Source organism: Pedobacter sp. HMWF019 (assembly GCF_003061025.1).
Taxonomy (GTDB): Bacteria; Bacteroidota; Bacteroidia; order Sphingobacteriales; family Sphingobacteriaceae; genus Pedobacter.
Map to the genome: position 1 here is coordinate 1 of NZ_QAIL01000009.1, position 26,041 is coordinate 26,041.

18 protein-coding genes are annotated in these 26,041 nt (G+C 41.9%); 6 read left to right on the forward strand and 12 right to left on the reverse strand.

The genetic code is table 11. From position 1 onward, the window contains the following. Window positions 1-241: 241 nt before the first annotated feature. Window positions 242-676: a hypothetical protein gene (locus tag DBR11_RS00350; protein WP_146186427.1), complete on the reverse strand. Its 435-nt coding sequence runs from the start codon at window positions 674-676 to the stop codon at window positions 242-244. Further along, a complete protein-coding gene (locus DBR11_RS00355) occupies window positions 618-1,025 on the reverse strand; it encodes an RNA polymerase sigma factor (protein WP_108549622.1) in 408 nt (135 codons plus the stop codon). Before DBR11_RS00355 ends, DBR11_RS00350 begins: the two co-directional genes overlap by 59 nt. A 209-nt stretch (window positions 1,026-1,234) precedes the next feature. Here DBR11_RS00355 and DBR11_RS00360 point away from each other — a divergent pair, with 209 nt between their 5' ends. Continuing rightward, complete coding sequence (locus DBR11_RS00360) at window positions 1,235-2,185, forward strand: NAD-dependent epimerase/dehydratase family protein (RefSeq protein ID WP_108549623.1); 951 nt, start codon at window positions 1,235-1,237, stop codon at window positions 2,183-2,185. Window positions 2,186-2,204: 19 nt separating this feature from the next. Beyond that, window positions 2,205-2,930 (forward strand): YebC/PmpR family DNA-binding transcriptional regulator, encoded by a 726-nt coding sequence (locus DBR11_RS00365; protein ID WP_108549624.1) that lies wholly within the window; start codon window positions 2,205-2,207, stop codon window positions 2,928-2,930. A gap of 122 nt (window positions 2,931-3,052) precedes the next feature. Here the strand turns inward: DBR11_RS00365 and DBR11_RS00370 are convergent, their stop codons facing one another. From DBR11_RS00370 to DBR11_RS00420, 10 genes are all read right to left on the reverse strand, one after another. Next, entirely contained in the window at window positions 3,053-3,841 is a 789-nt protein-coding gene (locus DBR11_RS00370) for an alpha/beta hydrolase-fold protein (RefSeq protein WP_108549625.1), read from the reverse strand. A gap of 86 nt (window positions 3,842-3,927) precedes the next feature. Continuing rightward, window positions 3,928-6,225, reverse strand: coding sequence for a beta-glucosidase BglX (gene bglX, locus DBR11_RS00375; protein WP_108549626.1), 2,298 nt, complete (start codon window positions 6,223-6,225; stop codon window positions 3,928-3,930). A 35-nt stretch (window positions 6,226-6,260) separates the two neighbouring features. Beyond that, on the reverse strand, window positions 6,261-6,923 hold the full coding sequence (locus DBR11_RS00380) for a GDSL-type esterase/lipase family protein (protein WP_233260599.1): 663 nt from the start codon (window positions 6,921-6,923) through the stop codon (window positions 6,261-6,263). Window positions 6,924-6,927: 4 nt separating this feature from the next. Beyond that, window positions 6,928-8,679: a family 43 glycosylhydrolase gene (locus tag DBR11_RS00385; RefSeq protein ID WP_199233730.1), complete on the reverse strand. Its 1,752-nt coding sequence runs from the start codon at window positions 8,677-8,679 to the stop codon at window positions 6,928-6,930. Window position 8,680: 1 nt separating this feature from the next. Next, entirely contained in the window at window positions 8,681-10,063 is a 1,383-nt protein-coding gene (locus DBR11_RS00390; protein WP_108549628.1) for a glucoamylase family protein, read from the reverse strand. A gap of 61 nt (window positions 10,064-10,124) precedes the next feature. Further along, window positions 10,125-11,612 (reverse strand): RagB/SusD family nutrient uptake outer membrane protein, encoded by a 1,488-nt coding sequence (locus tag DBR11_RS00395; protein ID WP_108549629.1) that lies wholly within the window; start codon window positions 11,610-11,612, stop codon window positions 10,125-10,127. Window positions 11,613-11,623: 11 nt separating this feature from the next. Then, entirely contained in the window at window positions 11,624-14,695 is a 3,072-nt protein-coding gene (locus DBR11_RS00400) for a TonB-dependent receptor (RefSeq protein ID WP_108549630.1), read from the reverse strand. 254 nt (window positions 14,696-14,949) lie between these two features. Continuing rightward, window positions 14,950-17,841 (reverse strand): triple tyrosine motif-containing protein, encoded by a 2,892-nt coding sequence (locus tag DBR11_RS00405; protein WP_108549631.1) that lies wholly within the window; start codon window positions 17,839-17,841, stop codon window positions 14,950-14,952. After that, window positions 17,838-18,773 carry a rhodanese-related sulfurtransferase gene (locus tag DBR11_RS00410; RefSeq protein ID WP_108549632.1) on the reverse strand — a complete coding sequence of 312 codons (936 nt, stop codon included), beginning with the start codon at window positions 18,771-18,773 and terminating at the stop codon, window positions 17,838-17,840. The genes DBR11_RS00405 and DBR11_RS00410 overlap by 4 nt, the downstream gene beginning before the upstream one ends. Window positions 18,774-19,396: 623 nt before the next feature. Continuing rightward, window positions 19,397-21,847: a DUF5686 and carboxypeptidase regulatory-like domain-containing protein gene (locus tag DBR11_RS00420; protein ID WP_108549634.1), complete on the reverse strand. Its 2,451-nt coding sequence runs from the start codon at window positions 21,845-21,847 to the stop codon at window positions 19,397-19,399. A 106-nt stretch (window positions 21,848-21,953) separates the two neighbouring features. Between DBR11_RS00420 and kbl the strand changes: the two genes are divergently transcribed. The 4 genes from kbl (at window position 21,954) to DBR11_RS00440 (ending at window position 25,288) form a co-directional block, all read left to right on the forward strand. After that, window positions 21,954-23,141, forward strand: a complete 1,188-nt coding sequence (gene kbl / locus DBR11_RS00425) for a glycine C-acetyltransferase (protein ID WP_108549635.1) — start codon at window positions 21,954-21,956, stop codon at window positions 23,139-23,141. Window positions 23,142-23,262: 121 nt separating this feature from the next. After that, window positions 23,263-24,300, forward strand: coding sequence for a phenylalanine--tRNA ligase subunit alpha (gene pheS, locus DBR11_RS00430; RefSeq protein ID WP_108549636.1), 1,038 nt, complete (start codon window positions 23,263-23,265; stop codon window positions 24,298-24,300). Beyond that, window positions 24,300-24,713: a hypothetical protein gene (locus DBR11_RS00435; RefSeq protein WP_108549637.1), complete on the forward strand. Its 414-nt coding sequence runs from the start codon at window positions 24,300-24,302 to the stop codon at window positions 24,711-24,713. Before pheS ends, DBR11_RS00435 begins: the two co-directional genes overlap by 1 nt. Continuing rightward, entirely contained in the window at window positions 24,713-25,288 is a 576-nt protein-coding gene (locus tag DBR11_RS00440; protein ID WP_108549638.1) for a TetR/AcrR family transcriptional regulator, read from the forward strand. Before DBR11_RS00435 ends, DBR11_RS00440 begins: the two co-directional genes overlap by 1 nt. Window positions 25,289-26,041 lie beyond the last annotated feature (753 nt).

Below are 26,041 nucleotides of genomic sequence, written 5' to 3' on the forward strand. Positions count from 1 at the left end.
TCCCCGATGGGTTGCAGCCCTCCAGAAAAACACCGATCGTGGTAGCAGAAAGTGCGCCTCCGAGTAAAAAAGCAACACTTTTAACTGCGTCTCTTCTATCCATAGTGATTTAAATTTGGTTTTAAATAATTAGGTCCTAAGTGTGTTAGTTCTTCTAAAATAGGAATTTCCAAACAGAAAGTGTAATATTTACACCAAATCAGTTTTGTTTATATTGATTTTGTTACTAAATAGATTCTTTCTAAATAGTGTGTTGCCTAATTAATGAATTCCTTACATATTCCAGACTCTGCTCAATGCTCCTGTAATGCTCTATTTTGATCACATCCTGCTCAATAAACAAGTGTTCCAGACCTGATAATCCCGCCTGTCTGATTGGCGGGGGGAGGCCGGGAATTACATAATATTCCTGGCCGGCAATTGCTGCGGTTTCCATCTGTTCCTTTAATACATCTTTATTTCCGTCGGTAAGAAATGCGAGGCAGTTGTAATGCCCGGAAGGAGTGGTTAGGTTGTGACGGTTCAATAGAGACCCGAATGCTTTCGCATCCAGCCCCCAAAAGCCTTTGGTTGCATATGGCCCGGGATAACCATAATAGGTTTCTACCTGATTGTAATCAATCTTTGCAATATGGGCTATGGTACCTGCAACATCTTTGGAGAGCAAGCAGTTCATGAAGTTCGGCCAGACTGGAACTGCTTTGCTGGTCTGGCATATAATTGGTTTCAGAAGCAGAGATAAATTTATCTTGCATGACCTGTGCACGGATGTGATTGATGATGGCATATTTTAATGCGCCATAAAGATAGGCCCAGCCATTCTGAACATTCAGGCTTTCCCGCTTTTCCCAAATAGAGATGAAGATGTTTTGTACCAGATCCTCCGCTGTTATTTTATCCCGGGTCTTTCTGAAGGCCAGTTGAAGAAGATCTTTGCTGTACAGGTGATAAATTTTTTCATAAGCCAGTTTGTCTCCTGATTTCAGGCGAAAAAATAACTCGTCAAATTGTTCCTGTTCTACCATTACACTTTATAAGAGATGCGTTTATTTTGGTTAGGATAAATATATAAATTATTTCATTTTTGAGGGTATGTAATTCATCTTTAACGTGTTCTTTCTCCATCCGCCTGGTCTTTCCAACCGCAGGAGTTCTGCATTTTCTTCATTTTTTCATAAATGAGGGGCTAACAAAATATCCCCCATTTTTTTACCTTTGCCAAAACCGTATTTTAATGACTGAAAAAATAGTAGTACTAGGTTCAAACGGACAGATCGGTACCGAGCTGGTAACCGCTTTGAGAAAGACCTATGGAGAAAGTAATGTTGTGGCCTGCGACATCCGCAGACCAGATTATGATATAAAGAATGCCGGACCCTTTGAGTTCGTGAATGTTTTGGAGAAAGAGACTTTAAACAGCATCTTTCAGAAATACAAACCCACTCAGGTTTATCTCCTTGCTGCACTATTATCGGCAACCGGAGAGCAAAATCCAAAACTGGCCTGGGACCTGAATATGAATGGTTTACTGAATATACTGGATCTGGCCCTGGTTTATAAAACGGCCAAGGTTTACTGGCCAAGTTCTATTGCTGTTTTTGGCCCTAATTCACCAAAAGACCAAACTCCGCAGTTTTGTGTAATGGATCCAAATACGGTATATGGTATCAGTAAGCTTGCCGGCGAACGCTGGTGTGAATATTACCATCAAAAATATGGTTTGGATGTCCGCAGTATCCGCTATCCCGGACTGATCAGCTGGAAAGCTGCTCCGGGAGGGGGAACAACAGATTATGCCATCCACATTTTCCACGATGCACTAAAAAAAGGAGGATATTCTTCTTTCCTTTCTGCAGAAACAGAACTTCCAATGATGTATATGGACGATGCTATTCGCGGAACGATTGAGTTAATGGATGCAGAAGCCAGCAAAATCTCTATCCGCTCCAGCTATAATTTTGGTGGCGTAAGCTTTACACCGGAGGTACTTGCTGCCGAAATCAGGAAACATATTCCGGAATTTAAATTAACTTACACCGAAAATGATCCGCGCCAGCAAATTGCCAACAGCTGGCCGCGTTCTATAGATGACAGCTTTGCTGTGAGAGACTGGGCATGGAAGCCGGAATTTGATCTGGCCAAAATGACCATAGATATGTTGGACAACTTAAAAAGTAGTAAGTAATTAAAGCTTATAAATAACAATGGGAAGAGCATTCGAGTTTAGAAAAGAAAGAAAATTTAAACGCTGGGCAAAAATGGCCGTTCAATTTACCCGTATCGGTAAAGAGATCGTAATGGCTGTAAAAGATGGTGGCCCTAGCCCAGACACCAACTCACGTTTACGTACCGCTATCCAAAATGCAAAGGCCGTAAATATGCCTAAAGATAGGGTAGATGCAGCAATTAAAAGAGCATCTAACAAGGATGAAAACGGATACGAAGAATACGTTTACGAAGGATATGCACAGCATGGTGTTGCCGTTTTAATAGAAACAGCAACAGACAATACCAATAGGACTGTAGCTAATGTGCGCAGTTATTTTAATAAAACTGGCGGAACTTTAGGTAAAACTGGTTCCCTTGACTTCATCTTTAACCGCAAATCCATCTTCAGATTTTTACCGGGAGAAAAAGACCTGGAAGAATTGGAATTCGAATTGATTGATGCAGGTTTGGAAGAATTGTATCTGGAGGCAGATGAAGAAGGAAACGACGTTGCGGTAGTACAAACTGCTTTTGAAGATTTCGGTAAAATGCAAAAAGCACTGGAAGACCTTGGATTGGAAATGAAAAGTGCAAAGCTGGAGCGCATCGCCCTGTCTCATACTGCAGTAACCGAAGAGCAGGCAGCAGATGTATTCAAACTGATTGACAAATTAGAAGAAGATGATGATGTACAGGCTGTATATCACAATATGGAAGAATAAAATTCCAGTATATAAAATGCAAAAAAGGTGTCCAAAAAATATGGACACCTTTTTTTATACAGGCCCTTTGAAATATATACGGATGTTCACCTCCCAGTTAAAGCACCAGACTTTTTATAAAGCTATTTTTTCTTGTGAGAAAACAACCACGGCAACAATTGCGGTTCTGCAAAAGCAGAATCCCAGCTGTTGTGATTGTCATCCGCATACAAAGTATACTTCACTTCCTTTCCAATAATCTTCATCTGGTCTGCAATCTCTTTTGACAACTCCGGGCTTACGACATCATCCTTTCCACCATGAAAGATCCACAACGGAACTTTCTTATACCTGTTCACGTTGGCAATATTATCCCCACCGCAAATTGAAATGGCAGCAGCGAACATCTTAGGTTCCCTTCTCAATACCTCGAAGGTTCCCATACCACCCATAGATAGTCCCCCGATATAGACCTGATTGCGGTCAGCATAAGGCTTATCAAGTATATTTTTAATCATGCCCAACAAAGCATGCATGGCCTTTGTCGGCTTACCACCTTTTTGAAAATTAAACCGCTCTTTACCCGTCTTGTCTTGGTTAAACTGAACATTTGACCAGAAATCCTTTTCCGGGCACTGCGGAAAAACCACGATAGCCGGAAACTTTTTACGCAGGTCTTTATTCAGAAACAGTTTACCTCCGTGAACCAGCTGTTTTTGATTGTCACTCCCACGCTCTCCACTGCCGTGCAAGAAGAAAACCACCGGATACTTTTGCTGAGGATTAAAGTTCTCCGGAAAAAGGATCCGGTACGCAAGTGTATCTTTTTTATTCAGATACAAACCTTTGTCGTATTTACTAAAATCCTGCGCTCCAGCCCGCAATCCTGCAACAGCAAATAGAACAGTTAGAATAAGATGAGATGGCTTCATAAATGTATTTAATCAATTTCCAATAAAAATAAAAAACCCGGCAGATATTTCGCCGGGTTTTAACCAATTTAATTAAATATTGACTTTTATTTAACCAAAGTGAATGAAGCTTCTGCAACATCCCTTGAGTTTGTGCCAATAAAAACTTTAAAATCACCCGGTTCAGCTGCATATTTTAATTCTGCATTGTAGAACTTCAGATCATTTATACCGATAGAGAAAGTCACGGTCTTGCTTTCTCCCTTTTTAAGAAATATCTTTTGAAAGCCTTTCAGTTCCTTAACCGGACGGGTAATCGAACCATAAATGTCCTGGATGTACATTTGTACGACCTCTTCTCCATCATAATCACCACTGTTGGTTACCTGAACAGAGGCTTGTAATTTACCTGCAGGACTCATCACTTTAGCATTCAGCGAAACAGATGAATAGCTGAAAGTAGTATAACTTAAACCATAACCAAAAGGATACAGCGGGTCATTAGGGCTATCAATATAACGCGATTTGAATTTATCCAGCGGATCTCCAACATAAGGACGACCTGTGCTTTTGTGGTTGTAATACAATGGGATCTGCCCAACGCTTCTTGGAAAAGTAGCAGTCAGTTTTCCAGCCGGATTATAATTTCCAACCAGCACCTCAGCAATGGCATTTCCAGCTTCTGTACCACCAAACCAGGTTTCCAGAATTGCAGTTACATTGGCATCTTCCCATTCCAAGGTCAGGGGGCGGCTGTTCATTAACAAAAGTACAACCGGTTTTCCGGTTGCGGTAATGGCTTTTAACAAGGCTTTCTGATTGGGCAGTAAGTCCAGGTTGGTACGGCTGGTGGCTTCTCCACCCATAATTGCACTTTCGCCCAATACCACCACAGCAACATCTGATTTTTTAGCTGCAGATACGGCCTCTTCAATCAAACGTTCAGGAGATTTCTCATCAGCTACAATATCAGCACCATTATTATTGATTTGTTTTAAGATAGAGGGATCATCAACCAGGTTAGCCCCTTTAGCATAAGTGATGTCCATTTGTGGCGCATATCTTCTCAAACCTTCCAGAATACCAACGGCTTTTTTCCAATCTCCGGCAGCACTCCAGTTACCAATCATATCCCGTTTGTTATCTGCCAAAGGACCAATCAGCGCAATTTTTGCATTACCTTTTAAAGGTAAAACATGGTTGTTGTTTTTTAACAGGACCAGTGAAGCACGGGTAATGGCTTTCGCATCCAGTCTGTTGTTGTCGCTTAAGATCTCTTTTTGCGCACGCTCTTCACTGATGTATCTGTAAGGATTTTCAAACAGGCCTAATTTATACTTGGCTTCCAGGATCCTGCGGCAAGCCTGGTCAATAGTTGCCATGCTGATCTTTTTTTCTTTCAGAGACTCTTTTAACGTACCTAAAAAACCTTCGCCAACCATATCCATGTCTACACCTGCATTCAGGGCCAAAGCACTAACGGTTTTCAAATCACCCAGACCATGAGCAATCAGTTCTGGGATTCCAGTATAATCTGTCACCACAAAGCCGTTAAAACCCCATTGCTTACGCAGTACATCCGTCATTAACCATTTATTAGCTGTAGCCGGTGTTCCGTTAATGTCGTTGAAAGAGGCCATCACAGAGGCTGCACCAGCATCTACTGCTGCTTTATAAGGTGGAAAATAGTCATTGTACATTTTGTTCAGACTCATGTCTGTAGAGTTGTAATCTCTTCCAGCTTCAGCAGCACCATATAAAGCAAAATGCTTTACACAGGCCAGTATGGCATCCCTGTTAGCCAGGTTATTGGTTTGATACCCTTTTACCATAGCCTTTGCAATCAGGGAACCCAAATATGGATCTTCTCCCGAACCTTCAGACATACGTCCCCAGCGAGGATCTCTTGCAATATCCACCATAGGAGAAAAAGTCCAGTTCAATCCATCTGCACTGGCTTCTCTTGCTGCAATACGGGCGCTCTTTTCAATCAGGCTCATGTCCCATGTTGCACTTAAACCCAATGGAATCGGGAAAATGGTTTTGTGCCCATGCACCACATCATAACCAAAAAGCAAAGGAATCTTTAGGCGCGATTTCTGGAGCGCCAGATCTTGTAATTTTTTAACAGCAGCTGGTGTATAAGTATTGAAAACCCCACCAACAAGCCCTTTTTCAATTTTCTCATCTACACCCTGACTGAGTATAGGACCTGTAACATCAAAGCCTACCGAAGGCAGGTTCAACTGGCCGATCTTTTCATCCAGTGTCATTTTAGACATCAGATTACTGATATAGGAATTCATCTTTTGATCAGCGCTGGCTGCGGTTTTTTTCTTCTGCGCAAATACAGCATTTGAGCTAAAGAGCGCAGCCACTAAGAATAAGGAGGTCGCTTTTTTCATGAATATATAATTGTTTTTATATGTGTGTTCTTATTTTATTTAATCAGTAGAGGTGTAATCTCTTTAATCCAGATCGCATAGCCCTCAGGTTTCATATGCAGCATGTCCTCCAGGAAAAGCTCTGGTCTCAGCTGGCCGTTCTTTAGCATTTTGCTGTTTACATCTACAAAACGGGTGTTTTTATAGTGACCAAGGTATTCCTTGATGAGGGCATTGGTATGTATCATCGTTTCGGCATAGTGAACCCTCGACGGACTGTTTTTTATGGAAATATACACTACCGGAACATCAGCAAATTTATTGCGGATATGGGTAAAGAAAGTGGCAAAACGGTTTAAGGTTTCTTCTGCACTTACACCATCAGTTGCAATATCATTTTCTCCACTGTAAATCACTACTTGTCTTGGCTGATATGGATAAACCAGATCTGCAATATAAAAATCAGCCTGCGCCAATGTAGAGCCTCCAAAACCACGGTTTATGGCACCGTAATTTTTAAAAACAGTTTCCAGATCTGTCCATTTGGTAAACGAAGAGCTGCCAACGAACAAGATGCCATTTTTGGCAGGCATGGCCACACTGTCCTTCTGTTTAAAATCCTGGATCTCTTTCCAGAATGCCGGTTTTTGTTGTGCGGTCGATTGCTGTCCGGCAAAGATCAGCAAAGTCATTACTAAAAGATAAAATCGTCTCATCATATGCTTAATTCACTTTCATTACAGGGCTTCGTTCAGAAACACCATTTTCATTTATGGCCTCAATACTAAAATAATAAGGCTTTTCCTTATCCATTCCCTTGTACCAGTATTCGTTGGTATTGTATACCATAATACTGTTGTAGAGTTTATCAGGCGATGTGCCCAGATAGAGGTTATAGGCATAAGCATCTTTATTGGCTGTCCATTTGATCCAGGCACTGCGTTTGTCTTTTTCTGTTCTCAGCACCACCAGGTCTTTAACGGCTGCTGGTTTTGGAACATCACTATTGCCAAAAACACGCAATCCGCTAATGGCAAATTTTCCCGTAGGCATATGAATATTTTCAAGCTTAACAAAGCGCGCCTTAACCGGTTGTTCCAGCTCTATATAATCATGGGGAACATCCGTTTTATTCTTGCTTTTATCGGCCAGAACTTTCCATTTTCTGCCGTCCTCGGAATACCAGAGTTTATACTGATGATAAATGCCCTGTTGTTTCCCTAGGAATTCCGCATCCTGGTCTGCATAGTTGATCTGGATGGCACGCAGGGTAGAAAGTCTGCCCAGGTCAGATTGAATCCATTCCCCTTTGTCTGCCGTCGCGGCACTCCAGTAGGTCTGGATACTTTCGTCCACTGCATTGTTGGCTGCATAGGCTCCATAAGTGGAAGACACCTGTACAGGTTTATTGTAATTCAACAGCATCCAGGCTGTGAAGCCGCTGGTCAGATGATCTGTTGCCTTAGTTGGAAGGTAATGAGGGTAATCTCCAAAGGCAGCATCCATATACAGCACATCGTCTTTATCAAAGCCCGCAGGCCAGATTCCTATACGGCGTTCAAAATTATTTTTAACGGCAATGACCATGGTAGATACATGCCAGTAGTTGTTCCACTTGTCCTGAAAAGTAGCCCCATGTCCTGCACCTCGGGCAAATCCACCAGGTTTATACGAAAAAGGAAGAGACTGATGTTCAAAGGGCCCAAGAGGTGTTGTTCCAACAGCTACACCATCAGCATATCCACTAAATTCGGTAGCAGGAGCACCATATTGCAGATAGTATTTGCCATGGTATTTGGTCATCCAGGCACCCTCCATAAAAGGATCCAGGAAAGTGTTGTCCAGGTGTTCACCAAATCGCTGCCAGCCAAAACGGTCTGGGTTTAAAAGTAAAAGCTCCTTCCTGGTGCCAACTGGCTGGAAGGTTTTTCGGTTCAGTTCCACGCCGTATAAAGGATAAACATTGCTGCTTCCGTTGTACATATACAGTTTTCCGTCCTCATCTACAAAATGTGCAGGGTCCCAGCCACCAATTTCAAATTCATGAACGGCTTCTTTCCATTCATTAGCCTTAGGATTGGTACTCATCCAAATGGGAAAATTACGGGAATAAGTAGAACCGAACACCAGCATGGTATCTCCCTGTATCCAGACAGAAGGCGCACACAGATCGTCATACACTTTATGTTCTGGCCTTAAAAATGACTTAGAGACAAATTTCCAGTTGTACAGGTCACTGCTCCACCAATAGCCCCACTGGTTCGTAGAAAACAGATAATAATCGCCTTTGTAATTTACAATGACAGGATCTGCAGTGGCACGGTGTTTCCCTTGTTCTGTAAAATTGGGAATAGGGGTATAGCCATAATCCAGGTTGATCGGATTACAATAAGTTTGCTGCTGATGCTGCGCCATGGCAGCCGTGCAAAGGCCAAGCAGGCAAACCAAAACCCAGATATGTTTCCTTATATCCATGTTAAGGCTTTAAAGAAGGACTGGTGAAACCTAAATGAGTTAATCCTTTTTGTACTTCGGGGCTGCTCATAAACAATTTCCAGAGCAAACCTGTTCTATAATTTTCGATCATCACCACAATAGGTCCCTGATCTATACCTAAATATCTTTTTGGATACCAGTTATCCGTTTCAGAAAAAGCATCGTAAAAGCCGTATTCGCCCCAGATTTTATCACCCAGATCTTCATATAAATGCCTGATGACCTGCATAGATTCTTTTGGGGTATAGGGAATAGAAGATAATGCCGCCGTAGGAGAGATGACACCAAGATCTTCATTAATACTGTGTGCAGCATAACCGTTTACCGAATAGCTGGCGGTAAGGCCCCAGCAGTTTGCTGCGTAACCTTTAAATTTCTTTGGGTTGGCCACGCAATAATCGCGAATGGCCAGAGTTTGATTTACATTGTTTTGCCAGTAATCTGCATACTGGTCTTTCAGGCCCTTGGGATTTAAGCCTAAATAAGAGTAGTGTGCCCAGAAAAGTGGTCCTACAGAACCCTTAGCACCCTGATAATCTAACTGTATCGGATGGCCTTCAACCTTTATATCGGTTTTAATTGCGCCATTTCTAGCCCATCCTTCGTGATAAGCAGCTGCAGGAATGGCATGCTCGGGTGAGGAGGCACCCACAACATACATAATTAAACATTCATTATAACCCTTTACCGGGAAATTCATTTCCCATTGGTATTGGGGCGACCAATGCCAGTACAGTACGTTTTGTCCGTTTCTATACCAGTTATAGTCTATACCTTTCCACAGGCTGTCTGCTTTTTTAGCCAACAGTTTTTCATCGGTATTTCCATTTTTATAATATTCATGGATACAAATTAAGGCTTGTGCTACAAAAGAGCTTTCCACAAGGTCACCTCCATTGTCTTTTTGCCCAAATGGTTTTACTTTACCTGTTTCGCCAATAATCCAATGCGACCAGGCTCCATGAAAACGGTCTGCTGTGGATAGGAAAGAAAGGATCTTATCCAGGCGCTTTAAACCCTCCGCTTTACTCACATAGCCCCTGTCGATTCCACTTAAAATAGCCATAAGACCAAATCCTGTTGCTCCGGTGGCTACAATGTTTTTATCGTTATCGGGATAAATATTATCCGAATGGAACCGTTCTCTTGCAGCTCCCGAAACAGGCTCTGCACCATTCCAAAAATATTGGAATGTTTGTTTCTGCACCAGATCTAGCAATTGCTCGTCTGTCAGGTTCTTCTGGATCTTTACAGGTGGAGGGGTCTGCGCTGTATTGTTCTGTGCCTCAGCAGGCTGAGGAACCATCGTGGAACAGGAGGTCAGGGCTAAGAACAGTAAAGGAAAGAGTCTAAGTTTAATCATATGTTCAAGGGATGAAAAAAGGCTGCTGACTTAGATCAGCAGCCTTCGGATTTATTTGTGTTTAGTAACCAGGGTTTTGGGTAAGGACCCCGCCACTCAAGTCAATTTCTGATTGTGGAATAGGCCATACTTCATTGCGGCCAGCTTTCCAGCCTTTTACACCAAAGATCTGTGTTCCTCTTCCCTGACGGATCACGTCGAAATAGCGATCGTTTTCCATAGCCAGTTCTGAACGTCTTTCATTCCAGATTGCCAAACGTAAGGCGGTTTGATCGGTCGTGGTAACTTTAGGCAAAATAGAAGTATTTCCCTGACGAGCTCTGAATCTTACCTGCTCTAGTGAGGTTAATGCCTGACTGGTATTACCCAATTCATTTGCAGCTTCAGCATTCATTAGCAATACATCTGAGTAACGCAGGATCCTAACGTTCTGCTGAGCACCTTCATTGAAATTTGGTACAAAAAGTGCAAAAGGAACATAAGATTTTTGATTGTACATCGGGTTATCACCAACTTTATCAATTACATCGCCTTCGGGAGTAGTTTCACCTCTGAAGATGATGGTTGCATCTCTCCTTGGATCACCCGCTTCATAAGAAGCAGCCAACTCAGCTGAAGGAACATTAAAGCCCCAGCCACCGCCAGTCTGACCACGTACACCTTGTACCTGGGAATATTGTGAATTGGAAGCAGCCGGATTACCTGGAACTAAGGCACATTGGATCTCAAATATAGATTCAGGACCATTTTCATTAGCCAGCCTGAAGACCTGTTCATAATTAGGTAATAAAGAATAACCCAGGCCCATTACCGTATTGGTATAAGAAAGTACGTCGTTCCATTTCTTCAGGTACATGGCTACTTTCGCATGTAGGGCTAAAGCGGCTCCTTTAGTTGCACGGCCTAAATCAGCAGCACCATAGCTTTGTGGCAATACGGCAGCGGCATCGTTTAGATCCGATTCTATCTGTGCATAGACTTCTGCAACAGAAGCCCTTGGCAGATTGTAATCCGAATTAGGATCTGTAGGTAATTTGGTACGTAAAGGCACGCCTCCAAATGCACGAACCAATCTAAAATAGGAAAGTGCACGTATAAATTTAGCTTCTCCAAAATACCTGGCTTTTAACGTAGCGTCCATAGTAATGCCAGGTACATTTTGCAATACCTGGTTGCAGTAGTTGATGTTGCGGTATTGACCATTCCAGAAACCAGAAATATTTCCCTGATCCGGATCTACTGTAAACCGATCAAAATCCAGGAAGAAACTGGCATCAGAAGGTGTACTGCCTTTATCAGCATCATCAGAGCCCATACTTTCTATGGCGATGGCGGGGAAAGCAGTGTTTTCCCAGGAACGCATATTGCCATAAATGGCATTTACGCCTGCTGCGGCATCGTCAGCTGTCTTCCAGAATGCTGTGGATTGTTGTTTTCCTTCTTGTGGAACATCCAAAAAGCTTTTTTTACAGGAAGGGAAGGAGGCTATGGTAATAGCTAAACCAATACCCAATACTGCACTTGTATATTTTTTATTATGTAATTTCATGATGTTGCAGGTTAAAAAGTAAGGTTAATACCAAAGTTATAGGTCGCATACAATGGATAAACATTGGCATCAATACCTCCATTTAAAGTCGTGTTTGGATTGGAAGTACTGATCGTTTTTGCATTATCCGTTGGTACAGGGCCTACTTCAGGACTGAATCCTTTGTAACCAAAAATGTTTATGGCATTTTGAGCATTGGCATAGAACCTGATTTTTTTGATTTTCCATTTATTTAAAATGGTTGAAGGCAGGGTATAACCCAATTGTGCATTTCTAACCCTGAAATAAGATCCGCTGGAAATATAGAAAGAATTTGGTGCGGAGTTGGCTGAAGAACCAATATTTGCTGAAGGATAACTATTTGAGGTGCCTTCTCCATGCCATCTGTTGTCAAAGAAATCTTTGGTGATGTTCTCGTTTCCGTAGCGGTAAGCAAGGTTAGCATTGTAAATGTCAACTCCCGCTACACCTTGAAAATCTAAAGCCAGATCGAAGTTTTTATAAGCAAAACTGGTATTGACACCATAAGTGTATTTAGGATTTGGATTACCTAGAGTTGTTCTATCTGCAGAAGTAATCCTGCCATCACCGTTAAGATCCTGGTATTTGAAACCACCCGGAGCTGCACCTGATTGTGTTGGTGAATTGGCTATATCCGCTGCATTTTGGAAAATGCCTGCAGTTTTATAACCATAAAACATTCCAATTGGATCTCCAACAATGGTTCTGGTTGCAGTATAGCCATTAGTAATTCCTGTACTTCCGTCGTAAATTGGGGTAGCTCCTGAAAGAACAGCCAGTACTTTGTTGGTATTATAACCAATGTTTCCTCCAATAGAATAAGTCAGGCCGCCGGCAGTCTTGTCATTCCAGGATGCAGAAAATTCAAAACCTTTGTTTTGGATGTCTGCCTGATTCCCTAAGATCTCATTACTCACCGTTCCAAGAGAGCCTAAAATAGGGAGATTGAATATTGCTCTTGATGTTTTTCTATTGTAATAATCCGCTTCTACACTTAATCTGTGTGTTAGGAAACTAGCTTCTACACCCACATCTGTACCGATACCTTTTTCCCAAACAATAGGACGTGGAGGCAGAGTGTTGATGCTTTTTCCCGGAAGAGGGATGTTGTTGTTTCCATAAAATGCAGTAAGATCTGCAGTTTGGGCAACTACAATTTGAGTTGGGTTAATTGGAACACTTGCATTACCAATCATACCCCAGCTACCTCTTAATTTTAAAGAACTAAAAACGGTTTGATCTTTCATGAAATCTTCATTGCTGATTACCCAGCCCGCACCAACAGAGGGGAAATAACCCCAGGTTTGTTGTCCTCCAAAGAATTGAGATGCTCCATCTGCCCGTATCGAAGCGTTCAGCATGTACTTGCTTTTGAATGCATAATTCGCCCTGGCAAAATAGGATGCAAATGTGATTCTGGAGCCCGCATCGCTTACCGTTCTGGAAGCTGGGTCACCTAAAGAGAGGTATAAGTCGGCATCGGTATTAAAAGGGACATTCTGAGCTGAGCCATTCAAAGTATAAGACTTATTACTCTGTGCAGATTGTCCTAATAATACAGTTAAGTTGTGATCTTCATTAAAAGTATTCTGATAGGTCAGGGTATTTTCTATGATCCAGTTCCTGGTATCTATGCGTACAATATCCAGTTCACTGGCATCACTTTTCTGTGCATAAGTTGCATAGTATTTAGGGCTGTACTTTCTGTTCTCAAACTGACCAAATTCTCCACCAACACTGGTTTTAAAAGTAAAGTGCTTGGCAAAGTTCAATTCTGCAAAGATATTACCTGTAACACTATATTGTTTGGTAATTTGATTGTTGAAATCAATTGTCGCCTGAGGATTGAAATTGGCTCCATCACCTAAATTTTGTGATCTTGGATCACCATAGCTGCCATCTGGATTGAATACCGGAATAGAAGGTGCAGCAGCATAGAGCTGGTGATAAATCGTAGTCGGTACATCATTTGATTTACCCATTACCCCTGTAATGTTGTAGCCAACTTTTAAATTTTTATAGATCTGGATATCATTAGAAACTCTTGCAGTATACCTCTTGTAGTTATTGGTTTTTATAATACCGTCCTGATCCAAATAACCTAATGAAATATTGTAGGTAGATTTTTCAGTACCGCCATTAACAGACACGTTGTGATTGGTTACAAAAGCATCCCTTAAGATCTGGTTGTACCAGTTGGTTCCCGCACCTAAATTGGTATTGGCAAATACAGGTGCACCGCCATTTAATACCGATAGTTCATTGGTGAACTGTGCATATTCAGAGGCATTGGCCATTTTAACCTGATTGGTTACTTTTTGAAAACCTGCATAAGCATCGTAGTTTACTGTTGTTGGTGCGCCGAGCTTGCCTTTTTTGGTGGTAATTAAAACAACACCGTTTGCAGCGCGGATACCATAGATCGATTGTGCAGACGCATCTTTTAAAACACTCATGTTCTCAATGTCACCAGGGTTTAAAAAGTTGATGTCGCTGTACCAAACACCATCTACAACATACAAAGGTGCCTGATTACCAAAAATGGTACCAAGACCTCTGATCCGAATTTGAGGTGTAGTACCGGGTGTTCCTGTATTGGTAATGGATACACCTGCAATCTTACCTTGTAATGCAGCTACCGGATTGGTAGAGGCTTGCTTGGAAATCTCGTCACCTTTTAAACTGGCAACTGCTCCTGTTACATCAATTTTACGCTGGGTTCCGTATCCTACAACCACAACCTGATCCAGTTGCTGTGAAGCGGAAGCCAGGGCAACGTTGATGGTGGTTTGACCGGCAACGGCAACCTCTTTAGTCACGTAGCCGATATAAGTAAACACCAGCGTACTGTTGGCCGGTGCGCTAATGCTATAGCGGCCGGCAGCGTCTGTCTGTGCTCCGGTTGTTGTACCTTTTACCATGATACTTACTGAAGGGATCGTTGATTTGTCCGAGCCATCAGTAACCACACCTTTCACAGTAATGTTCTGTGCAAAGGCGGCGTTGATAAAAAGCAAACAAAGAAAAGTTAAAACAGAAAATTTTGTAAAGATTCTTTTCATGCTCGTATTATGTTTTGTTTAATTGTTTGTTAAATCTCCATTAGTTAATCTGCTATTACAAGCTTGTGTACCTCAACATTAATACATCAAGAGCGAATTTAGTACTATCTCAAACGAATGTGCAATCGTTGTTTTCAGTATAAAAACATCGTTTTTGTAGGTGAAATGCAAATTTCGGCACTACATCAGCAGGGTTTTTTAAAAAAAATATCCGGGCAGATAATTTTGGGTTATGAGAGGTAATGTAGTAGTGTTTATAGCTCCATGAGGAACTCTACAAGGTTTTTATCGTGAGGTACATTGAGCTTTTTTCTCAATCTGTACCTTCTGATTTCCACACCCCGGAGCGAGATGTTTAATAAAGAAGCCATCTCTTTACTGCTCATGTTCATGTGCAGGTAAGCACAAAGTTTCAGGTCATTTGGTACCAGGTCCGGATGGTTGGCCTTTAACTTTTTGAAGAAGCTTTCATGGGCTTCGTTGAAACTGCTTTCAAACAAATTCCAGTCGCGCTCATCATTCATACCTTCATCAATCACTTTCTGTATTTTTCTCAACTGATCTTCAGAGAGCTTCTTTCCATTTTCATCTTTCAGCTTCAGCATTTCTTCACTGATCTTTTGCAGGAGCTCATTTTTGTACACCAGGCTCATGGCCGAATTCGCGAGTTCCCTGTTTTTGCCCGCCAGTTCAGCGTGTAGTTTTTCTGTCTGAAGTTTGATGATCTGCTTTTCTGTAGCTTCTGCTTCCTTTTTTAAAAAGGCTTCTTTTTCTGCTTGCAGTTTAGCCGTAATGGCCAGCTGGTCTTTTAGAAGCTTCTTTTCATAGAGTTTTTTGCCCATCAGCAGCACCACAACAATCAGGATCACATAAAGCAGAAGAGCCCAGTTGCTGGCATAAAAGGGCGGCAGTATGGTGAATTCGAATGAGGTGACTTCCGTAACCGTTTGGTCATTGATCTTGGCCCTTACCAGGAATTTATAGGTTCCCCGCCCGAGGTTGGTGAAATCTTTTTGAGAAGCCGTACTCCAGTCTGACCAGATCTTGGAATAACCTTCCAGGTAATACTGGAATTTAATCTTCGCTTGCCTGTAATAGGGAAGGGTGTAGGAAATCCGGATATTGTTCCGGCTAAATGGAATTTCGATATCCGACTCGCTATTGCCCACCTCACTGATGGTTGAATAGGTATCGGTAATGTCATCTACCTTTCTGATAAGTACTGCAGGCAAAATGGTCTTTTTCCGGTCTTGTGTATCCTGGGCATTGTAGATTACGAATCCGTCGTCTACGCTGATCAGATAGATCTGATTGCTGATCTTGCTGATGTTTTCATAATACTGCACCATTCTTCCGTCAAGAACACTGAAACGGTTGGAATCGATCTCAATTTTACCTGGCTGGCCAAAATTGATCAGGGCCATTTTGCCATGATTGATGAACCAATACTTCTTGTTGTCTGCACTAATGATCTTATTCGATGTAGAGAAAGAACCCAGGGCTTTATTTAAGGTCTCGTATTTGCTGAAGCGGTTGCTGATCTCATCAAAGGTGAGAAAGCCCTCGTCTGAAGAATACAGCAATTTATTTTCCAGTGTAAATAAGTTGATGTTGTAACTGCTGGGTAAGCCGTTCCGTTCATCATAATATTTTGTAGTAACTACTCTTTTGAAGTCAGGGCTAAGCGTGAGTTTATACAGGCCTTTGTAGGCATGACTTACCCAAATGTCTCCTTTGGAGTCCTTTTCCACATATCTGGAAGGTTCACCAAAGTTCTCAATCTTATAGAAGTACTTCCATTGCCCCGATGGATCTTTTTTATAGAGTACCAGCCCGTTGTAAGCCCCCTGTATCAGGTAGTCGTCATTTAACTTCTTTATGGTCCAGCCCCCGCTGATGCTGGATATCTTTTTAATGGAACCGCCGGTTACGTTAAATGTACCGTCATTATGACCACAAAGCAACTGCCCATCAATCTGACTGAGGTCCCAAACCTGGCCCTGGGAGCCTGGAATGAGTTTAAAATTAAACATATTAAAGGACTGGCCCTTGTCCCCGGTCCAGGGACTGTAAAACAAGCCCTGATTGGTGCCCAAATAGATATTGTTCTTGTAGATCAGGCTGGAGTACACCGTTCCAAATAATCCGGTCTTATCAAAATAGAAATAAAGAGGCGAGTTCAGTTCAATCCGGTCAATACCATTGTCCAGACCAGTCCATAGGTTTTGCTCGTCGTCTGCGTATATACTTAATACAGTATTGTTCTGCAAACCGCTTGATTTGTTGATTTGCTGTATAATGCGGCCATCTTCATCAATGATGATCAATCCGTTCAAAATGGTGCCATAGGCATAATACTTACCCAGTACTTTTACCCCGTTATTGAGCTGGTAGGTTTGCAAAAATGCATTAGCCGGCGTATTAAATGGAGTATATCGCTGTCCATCATAGAGGAAGAGTCCGTTTTTACTGGTCCCGATCAGTAGATTTCCATTTTTATAGGGTAGGATGGAAAGTATGCTTTGCGGCAGGGGCGATCCATCATTTTTTAAAGGGACCAGTTGGTTGCCCTTCAGTTCATACAGCCCCTTGCCAAGGGCTTCGATGATGAAACGTTTGTCTACTTTATACAGGAACAGAAAGAAAGCAGGGCCTTTAATGACACTGATTTTATTATTCTCATAAATATAAATGCTGGTAAAGGATTGAAAGATAATTCTCTTTCCATCAATGTAAATCTTCCAGATTTCATCCGTGATCTTGTGTTTTTTAGGGATAAGCGGGATGAGTGAAGTATATTTCAGGTGCTTGTTTTCGATTCTCCAGTAACCGAACTCACCAAAACTGCCCGTATAGATCCTGCCATTGGTATCCGCCACTACAGATCGCACAATTTGCCGGTTTGGCATTTTATACTGCTGCCAGTATTTGCCATCAAAGCTGAGCAGGCCTTGGGCATTTCCAAAATACATTACGCCGTTCTTATCTTTTGCGACAGACCAGTTTTGATTGCCGGAAAGATAAACAGATTTGGAATAGTTTTGAATATAAGGGACCCCGACACTTTTAATATCTCCTGCCGCAACCCGAAGGCTGAACAAAGTGAGCAGGCCGTATAAAAGAAAATTCAGGGTTCCTCTGATCATGAAACCTTGTTAACGGGCTGAGGAACTTTTACATAATAGCCAGTGCCGTCGTATGGGCGCCTGCGTGGATTGGTCATACAGGCCGTTGAGCAGCAACCCTGCAGTTCTGTTCCGCAATCATCGCATTGGGTGATGTGCTCGTTGCATTCCGGATTGGCACAATTGATCATTTTTGGTGTTACCTTTCCACAGTTGTAGCATTTTGATACTACAGTTGGGTTCACTGAATTTACATCTACAGCAATGCGGTTGTCAAAAACATAGCATTTGCCTTCAAAGTCTTCTCCTCCGGCTTCTTTTCCATATTTAATAATCCCTCCGTGAAGCTGATAAACATCGCTAAAGCCGTGGTGCAGGAGTAAAGCTGATGCTTTTTCGCATTTAATTCCTCCGGTGCAGTAGGTCAGTACTTTTTTGTCTTTGTACTGGGCCAGTTCATTAATCTTATCGGGGAAATCGCGAAAGTTCTCTATATCGAGTGTTACTGCGTTTTTAAATCTGCCCAGGTTGTGTTCATAGTTGGAGCGTACATCCAAAATCACGACGTCCTCCTGATCTATCATTTTTTGAAATTCTGCAGGTTCCAGATGTTTACCTGTTTGTCTGTTTGGATCAATGATATTGGGATCGCGAAGGCCTGAATGTACAATTTCCGATTTATAACGACAATGCATTTTAATGAAGGAAGGTTCCTCTACATTGTCAATTTTGAAATCGGTTTTTGCAAAGCGTTCATCTGCTTTAATGGCAGCCATATAGGCTTCACAGGCCTCAGCTGTACCTGAAACAGTACCGTTTAATCCTTCATCTGCCACAATGATACGGCCTACAAGGCCAAGCGATTTGCAAAAAGTGAGGTGGTCGGCAGCAAATTGCTCCGCATCTGCTATTGGACTATAGCAATAGTAAAGTAGTGTTTGAAATTTTGTCATAAGTCATTGATACCGTTGCATACGGCGTTTAATGTAGTTTTCTGCAAAAATACGAAATTTGTTTAACAAATAGCAGTTGAGGGGAAAGGTAAGCCATTGGAAAAAATCAATATACTCTTCGAGGACTGGACTCCTTGCCCCGCTGCGCTCTTGTGGCAAGGCGCCCTGAGGTCCTCTCTGAGTACTATTGATTTTTTTAGGGCGCTTAGCTGGGGAAGGTGTCCAGGTATAGGGCAGATGAGTTTATTGGATAGTTTTATATTTTTAGATGTCTGGCTGGGGCTAACCAGGTGGCAGCCAGAACTGGGTATGCGAGCTGCCTGATCCCATTCCTGTCCCAATCTGATCTAATTGGTATATCGGATTCTGAAAACACCACTTATTCTAATCTGCATTCTAAATTATTCTGGTCTTTCTAACCGTCCCCCGTTCTGCACCATCCATGGATTTCCTCCCAATTGCAGGGTGCTTATATTTCCTGCAGATTTTACATCCGGGTTATGCGCCTAAAAAATCAATATTACTCCGAGAGGACCTCAGGGCGCCTTGCCACAAGAGCGCAGCGGGGCAAGGAGTCCAGTCCTCGAAGAGTATATTGATTTTTCACAAAAAGAAAACCGGTGTTAAAATCCGTAGGAAATCCTGAATCCCTGCATCACCCTCTTGTTTCCGTCGTATGCAAAGCCATAAGTCGCTCTGAAAATCAACCTCTGCAAGCCAAAATAAAACTCCTTGTAGTTTTTCTTCAAAGGCTGAGTCAGATAATTGGCACCAAGCACCTCTTCCAGCTTCAGTTTACGGATCAAAGGGATCTTATTGGTAATCAGACCCGCAAAATTATGTTCCAGGTGAGCCTCAATATAATGCTTATCTGTATTGTATTCATAGAAATCCAGGAAAGAGAACCTTCTCAGATCAGGAAGTGCGGTTAAAGAATTGTTTCCTCGGAAGTGTTTACTGTCCGGATAATACACTGTTTTATTATTCAGGAATTTACCAGCTCCCGCTACAAAGGAAAAATAGCCCCATAAGCCCGTACCAATTCTGTCCTGGTAAACTTCAAAAGACAATAAATCATAATCAGCAGTACTGCCAAAAACATTTTTAATTCCCTTTCTATAATTCAGCTGGATCTGCGGGTAAACAGAGGGCGTATAGAATTTGCCATCCGGGCGGCTGATGTATTTTTGAGCTATAGTATAAGTTAGGGTGGCATCTAAAGTCAATGCTTTATAATCCGGAAAAAGAGGCGTTTCTGAGTCTGGTGTGAAGGGGTTGTTTGAAGTGAACTCTCGTCCTTTCCAGTTAAAAAAGGTAAAATGGGTATGGTTAACCAGCGTCTTGTTTTTGGCATATTCTACAGAAACATGGGCCTGCAGACCGGTAGCCAGTTCGCGTGAGGTACTTGCTTCCAGGAAATTCTTCTGATAGAATTTCGAAAAGTTCTTTTCGAAAAGCAACCCATTTAAAGAGTTGGATAAGGTACTCATGGTTTTATACCGGTTCAGATCATAAATGCCAGATCCGGCAGAAAATTCAATGCCAGCCTTTTTTAAAGGATCATATAGGTAATTGGCAGTTAGGTTACCTGTTAAAGTATGATTGGCCAGTCCGTACCTTAGTTCCGGGCGAATGCTGTAATAGCGGTTGTATTCGAAACGCTTGGTATAGGTAACACCATAACGAAGTCCAAAACCTTCAACTGTATTGTAAAATAAACCCCGGAGAATAGGATCCAGTCTTAGATATTGCTGATCATAACGGTTATTGATCGTGTAGCCGGTAAACAGGAATTTGCTGGCGGTAAAATTATTATTGGTCCGCTCCAGCGAATCGAGGTAATATTTGGACTCTTTCCTTTTTTCTATGCTGTCTTTTTTAAAATAATTCAGTCTTTCTTCCCGGGTTAAGGGGATTGGCCGATTGGTGTTCCAGTAGGCAGAATCTTTTTTATTGACCATTTTAGTCACTTTCAGGATTTCCCCGCTAAAATAGTTCCTGGGAAAATTAGGCTGGAGGTTATAATTGTTGTAGACCCCGAGGTAATAGCCTTCAAATTTAAAACCCATTACATTGCCGTTAAAGGTGAAATTGATATTAGAGGGCATATAGTGCTGTTCTACCTTCATAAATTGCTGGGTAATGTTCAGCGTGTCAATAAGGTTGATGCCGGTATTTTTAGTGAGGTACAATTCAGTTCCCATGATCCGCCAGCTGTCATCGGCAATATAAATGATCCCTCTGAAGACAGGATCATGCTGCCGGCGGGGAATAACCTCTATCTTATGAACGCTTTCTCCGTTCTCTACGGACGTACCTAATAATTTATATCGATAGTAGAATAAGGCCATATCGGCAATCGGGGATACGAAGCCCCTGGAGCTGAGTACATTTTCCAGGAGGAAGTTATTGTAAAAGTTAATCTCCAGATCAGAAGCTTTATTAAAACTAAAGGCATTGTTACGTCCGGCAACTTTCGATGCGATCATCTCCTCGCGGATATGATTTGTTCTTTTATAGTGGTAATTGGACTGTGATTCGGATTGGTAAAGGATGCCTCTCCGGTTGGTATCCAGTTCCAGAGTCTTCTGGATATCTCTTCCAAAAAAGCGTTTTGGGGCGGCCATCAATTTTTGAAGGCCCTTAATATAGACGCTGCAGCTGAATTCTTTAACTTCGGTTAAATGATGTTTCCTGTTTTTTATCGCATTTCGAATGATCTGGTAGGCTGGGTCCTCTGCTGAAGCACTAATGGTGACGTTCCGCAGGGTATAGGATTCCGGGTTAAGGATTACATTCTGCGTTATATTGGTGTCTATTTTGAACTCTTTTTCTATGCTTTTATAGCCAATTGCCTTGTATACCACCGTGTAACTGCCTTTTTCCAGATTTAAACTGTAGTGTCCGTCGATATTGGCAGAGGTACCTCTAGTGGTATTTTTCAGATACACGGAAGCAAAAGATACCGCTTCACCGTTTGGATCTTTAATATGGCCACTGAGTTTGAATTGTTGCGCATGCGACGCAAGGATTTGGGCTAGAGATAAAAGAAGGACAAGGCAGATTCTGTTCATAAAAACCCTAAGATATAAATATCATTGATTTGCCGGGGCAGAATAATTTAGATTACCACTGGAAGATGATATTTTCCTAACTTTGGTTGCATCAATTCATTATAAAATGTACAAAACACTACAGCCCGTTCTGAAACAGGAACTTGAACAAATAGAAAAAGACGGATTATATAAACGTGAAAGAATTATCGTTACCCCTCAGGGTGCTGATATTAAGGTAAGTACAGGACAGGATGTTGTTAATTTCTGTGCGAATAACTATCTGGGTTTATCTTCTCATCCTGCAGTGCTTGAAGCCGCAAAAAAAGCAATCGATCAGTATGGCTACGGGATGTCTTCAGTTCGGTTTATTTGCGGTACACAGGATGTGCACAAAGAACTGGAAGCGAAACTGTCCCAATTTTTGGGTACAGAGGATACAATCCTGTATGCGGCAGCTTTTGACGCCAATGGTGGTGTGTTTGAACCTCTTTTTAATGATCAGGATGCCATCATTTCTGATGAACTGAACCATGCTTCTATCATTGACGGGGTACGTTTGTGTAAAGCCAAGCGTTTCCGTTATAAAAATGCGGATATGGAAGATCTGGAGGCACAATTGATTGCCGCAAAGGATGCCAGACATCGCATTATTGTTACAGATGGTGCTTTTTCTATGGATGGGGTAGTAGCACCATTGGATAAGATTTGTGATCTGGCTGATCAATATGGCGCATTGGTGATGATTGATGAGTCGCACTGTACTGGTTTTATTGGAAAAACAGGCAGAGGTACACATGAGCATTTCAATGTAATAGACCGTGTAGATATTATTACTGGTACACTAGGTAAAGCTTTGGGGGGCGCTTCAGGCGGATTTACTTCCGGGAAAAAAGAAATTATTGAAATGCTTCGTCAGCGTTCCCGTCCTTATTTGTTCTCCAACACCTTAGCTCCGGCCATTGCTGGTGCATCTGTTGCGGTACTGGATATGTTGAGCGAAACCACAGAATTAAGAGATAAGCTGGAAGGCAATACGCAATATTTCCGTCAAAAAATGACAGAAGCAGGTTTTGATATTAAGGAAGGCGTTCACCCGATTGTACCAGTGATGCTGTATGATGCAAAGCTTGCACAGGAATTTGCGGCTAAAATGCTGGAAGAAGGAATTTATGTGATTGGCTTTTATTATCCGGTTGTGCCCCAGGGTAAAGCAAGGATAAGGGTACAACTCTCTGCTGGTCATGAGAAGCACCATTTAGATAAGGCTATTGCCGCATTTACAAAGGTAGGGAAAGCACTAGGGGTTATTTAACAACTTCCCGCCCTGAGATTTTCAAAGCCCGGGTTCATTTTCCTTAATGACACGGGCTTTGACCTTGTTTTTGAACCCTGCTATATGAAAATTATTACTGAAATAGCTGTATATTTGCCCCATGTTACAAGAGAAGATAACACAATACACTGAAGAAATTAATGCGTTTTCTACCGCTAAAGCTGCAGAGCTGGAGCAATTCAGAATTAAATTTTTGGGTACTAAGGGCATTATTAAGGATATTTTTGACGAGTTTAAAGCCGTTTCACCAGAGGAAAAGAGAACGCTGGGGAAGGTATTGAACGTATTTAAGCAATTGGCGGAATCCAAGTACCAGGCTTTAAAAGAGCAAAGTACTGAAACCTCTGCAGGAAAAGAAGAAGGATTAGACCTGACGCTGCCTGGTGAGGGTTTTGAAATTGGATCACGTCATCCCCTGGCTTTGGTGAGAAAAGAAATTGTGGAGATCTTTAATAAACTTGGGTTTATTGTAGCAGAAGGTCCTGAAATTGAAGATGACTGGCACAATTTCTCTGCATTGAATTTCCCGGAAGAACACCCGGCAAGAGATATGCAGGATACTTTCTTTATCAAGAAGGGTGGAGAAAAAGGGGATATCGCTTTGCGTACCCATACTTCTTCAGTGCAGGTACGTATGATGGAGTCTGGTAAACCACCTTTCAGGGCTATTATGCCGGGAAGGGTATACCGTAACGAAGCGATTTCTGCAAGGGCTCATTGCTTCTTCCATCAGGTAGAAGGTCTTTATGTGGATGAAAATGTTTCTTTTGCAGACTTGAAACAAACCTTGTTTTATTTTGTTCAGGAAATGTACGGCGAAGGGACTAAGGTGCGTTTTCGCCCTTCTTATTTTCCATTTACAGAACCGTCGGCAGAAATGGATATTTCCTGTACCATTTGTAAGGGCGCTGGTTGTCAGTTTTGCAAGTACAGTGGCTGGGTAGAGATTCTTGGCTGCGGTATGGTAGATCCGAATGTTCTGGAAAATTGCGGTATAGATGCCAAAAAATATAGCGGTTTTGCTTTCGGGATGGGTATTGAAAGGATTACCAATCTGAAATTTGAGATTAAGGATCTGCGTTTGTTCTCTGAGAACGATGTGCGTTTCCTTAAACAATATAAAACAACTTTGATTTAATGATTAAAAAGATCACGGTTCTATTTTTTATACTCGGCCTTTTTACCAGGTGTGGGAAGGAAAGTAATTATATTGCCAATGTGGCGGTGAATTATAATGTAACCATACAAGAGTTTAAAATTAAAGCTGTGAATAATGTTCTAACCGTTCAGGGGGTTGGTGTGGCAGGTATACTGGTCGTTTATAATCCATTTAACAGTGCTTATATGGCTTACGACCGTTGTAGTTCTGTGAATCCGGAGGCCATGTGTAAGGTGAATCCGGACGATGGGGGTTTGAGTGCCACAGATCCTTGTACAGGAGCGAAGTTCTCTCTGCTTGACGGAAGCCCTTCAAAAGCGCCCGCTGTTCGAAATTTAAAATCTTATAATGTTTCCCTTCAGGGTGGACAGCTTTTACATATATCTAACTAATGGAACCGGAAAAAATAAAAGAGAGTATACTGAGAGCAGCTAAGGAGTTGTTCAGGAAATACGGTTATCATAAGACCAGTGTAAATGAGATTGCCAAGAAAGCGCGTATTGCTAAAGCAACGATTTATAAGTATTTTGATAGTAAGGAGCATGTACTGGATGCTATTCTGATGGATTATCTGGATTTAAACTTGCGGGAGATCCTGAGGAATAAAGCGCAATTTGCTGACGAAGAGGAGCATCTCAAGGCTTTGGTGATGAAAACTTGCCGGCTTACTTTTACGGTTTGCAATGAGTTTATCGGTTGGGATTTTGTTCGTGAGAATGCGAATTCCCAGGAGTTTTTAAAGCACCTTTCTGATCAGTTGGAGTCGTTACTACTGGCGGCTTACCTGGAGCTTGATCATTTTAAAAATAATCCTTCCCGTAAGGAGGGATTGGCTTTCTTGCTTAAAGCAAGTAAGAGTATTGTTTTTTCTTTCGCTTTCACGTCTGTGAGCGATTCTGATGTCAGGAAGAATTTTGTGAGTTTTCAAAAGGAGTTGTTGCCATTTCTTGTCAAAGCTGCGTTGTAAGGAGGTTAAGCTTTTGAAAAATAAATGTACTCTTCGGAGACTACGCTTTCTGCGCGCCGCTTTGCGGCCTGCTGCGAAAGCTGAGGTCTCCTCTGAGTAGCATTGATTTTTCTTGGGTGCTTAACTAGAGGGCGCATCCATGTATGGTGTAGAAGGGTTTATGGATGTTGTTTGTTTTCAAGAGCTCATAGGTTCGGTTTTCCGGGTGCGCTTAACTGGGACATATCCATATATTAGTGTAGATGGGTTGATTTATGGCTGTTGTTTGTTCTGTTTTTGAACGGTTTACTTCTCGCTTGTTGATGAGTAGTTGAGATATTGCCCTGGTTTTTGCTTCCTGCATGGATATCTTTCCCATTATATACTCAGAATCAATAATTTCCGTGCATTCTATTCCTTTCAACGCTTCCTTTTTTCAGCGCCTTGCCTGGATAACCTCCCAATTAAGCGTTTAGAAAAAATCAATAATTTCCGTGCATTCTGTTCCTTTCAACGCTTCCTTTTTTCAGCGCCTTGCCTGGATAACCTCCCAATTAAGCGTTTAGAAAAAATCAATAATTTCCGTGCATTCTAATTCCTTTCAACGCTTTCTATCTTCGGCGCCTTGCCTGGATAACCTCCCAATTAAGCGCCCAGAAAAAATCAATAATTTCCGTGCATTCTATTCCTTTCAACGCTTCCTTTTTTCAGCGCCTTGCCTGGATAACCTCCCAATTAAGCGTTTAGAAAAAATCAATAATTTCCGTGCATTCT

Excerpts from the sequence above, each read along its gene's own strand:
- DBR11_RS00440 (WP_108549638.1), top strand. The coding sequence starts at position 24,713 with ATGGAACCGGAAAAAATAAAAGAGAGTATACTGAGAGCAGCTAAGGAG.
- DBR11_RS00395 (WP_108549629.1), bottom strand. The coding sequence starts at position 11,612 with ATGAAATTACATAATAAAAAATATACAAGTGCAGTATTGGGTATTGGT.
- DBR11_RS00380 (WP_233260599.1), bottom strand. The coding sequence starts at position 6,923 with ATGATGAGACGATTTTATCTTTTAGTAATGACTTTGCTGATCTTTGCC.
- kbl (WP_108549635.1), top strand. The coding sequence starts at position 21,954 with ATGTACAAAACACTACAGCCCGTTCTGAAACAGGAACTTGAACAAATA.
- DBR11_RS00400 (WP_108549630.1), bottom strand. The coding sequence starts at position 14,695 with ATGAAAAGAATCTTTACAAAATTTTCTGTTTTAACTTTTCTTTGTTTG.
- pheS (WP_108549636.1), top strand. The coding sequence starts at position 23,263 with ATGTTACAAGAGAAGATAACACAATACACTGAAGAAATTAATGCGTTT.
- DBR11_RS00360 (WP_108549623.1), top strand. The coding sequence starts at position 1,235 with ATGACTGAAAAAATAGTAGTACTAGGTTCAAACGGACAGATCGGTACC.
- DBR11_RS00355 (WP_108549622.1), bottom strand. The coding sequence starts at position 1,025 with ATGGTAGAACAGGAACAATTTGACGAGTTATTTTTTCGCCTGAAATCA.
- DBR11_RS00435 (WP_108549637.1), top strand. The coding sequence starts at position 24,300 with ATGATTAAAAAGATCACGGTTCTATTTTTTATACTCGGCCTTTTTACC.
- bglX (WP_108549626.1), bottom strand. The coding sequence starts at position 6,225 with ATGAAAAAAGCGACCTCCTTATTCTTAGTGGCTGCGCTCTTTAGCTCA.
- DBR11_RS00370 (WP_108549625.1), bottom strand. The coding sequence starts at position 3,841 with ATGAAGCCATCTCATCTTATTCTAACTGTTCTATTTGCTGTTGCAGGA.
- DBR11_RS00365 (WP_108549624.1), top strand. The coding sequence starts at position 2,205 with ATGGGAAGAGCATTCGAGTTTAGAAAAGAAAGAAAATTTAAACGCTGG.
- DBR11_RS00410 (WP_108549632.1), bottom strand. The coding sequence starts at position 18,773 with ATGACAAAATTTCAAACACTACTTTACTATTGCTATAGTCCAATAGCA.
- DBR11_RS00405 (WP_108549631.1), bottom strand. The coding sequence starts at position 17,841 with ATGATCAGAGGAACCCTGAATTTTCTTTTATACGGCCTGCTCACTTTG.
- DBR11_RS00385 (WP_199233730.1), bottom strand. The coding sequence starts at position 8,679 with ATGGATATAAGGAAACATATCTGGGTTTTGGTTTGCCTGCTTGGCCTT.
- DBR11_RS00350 (WP_146186427.1), bottom strand. The coding sequence starts at position 676 with ATGAACTGCTTGCTCTCCAAAGATGTTGCAGGTACCATAGCCCATATT.
- DBR11_RS00390 (WP_108549628.1), bottom strand. The coding sequence starts at position 10,063 with ATGATTAAACTTAGACTCTTTCCTTTACTGTTCTTAGCCCTGACCTCC.
- DBR11_RS00420 (WP_108549634.1), bottom strand. The coding sequence starts at position 21,847 with ATGAACAGAATCTGCCTTGTCCTTCTTTTATCTCTAGCCCAAATCCTT.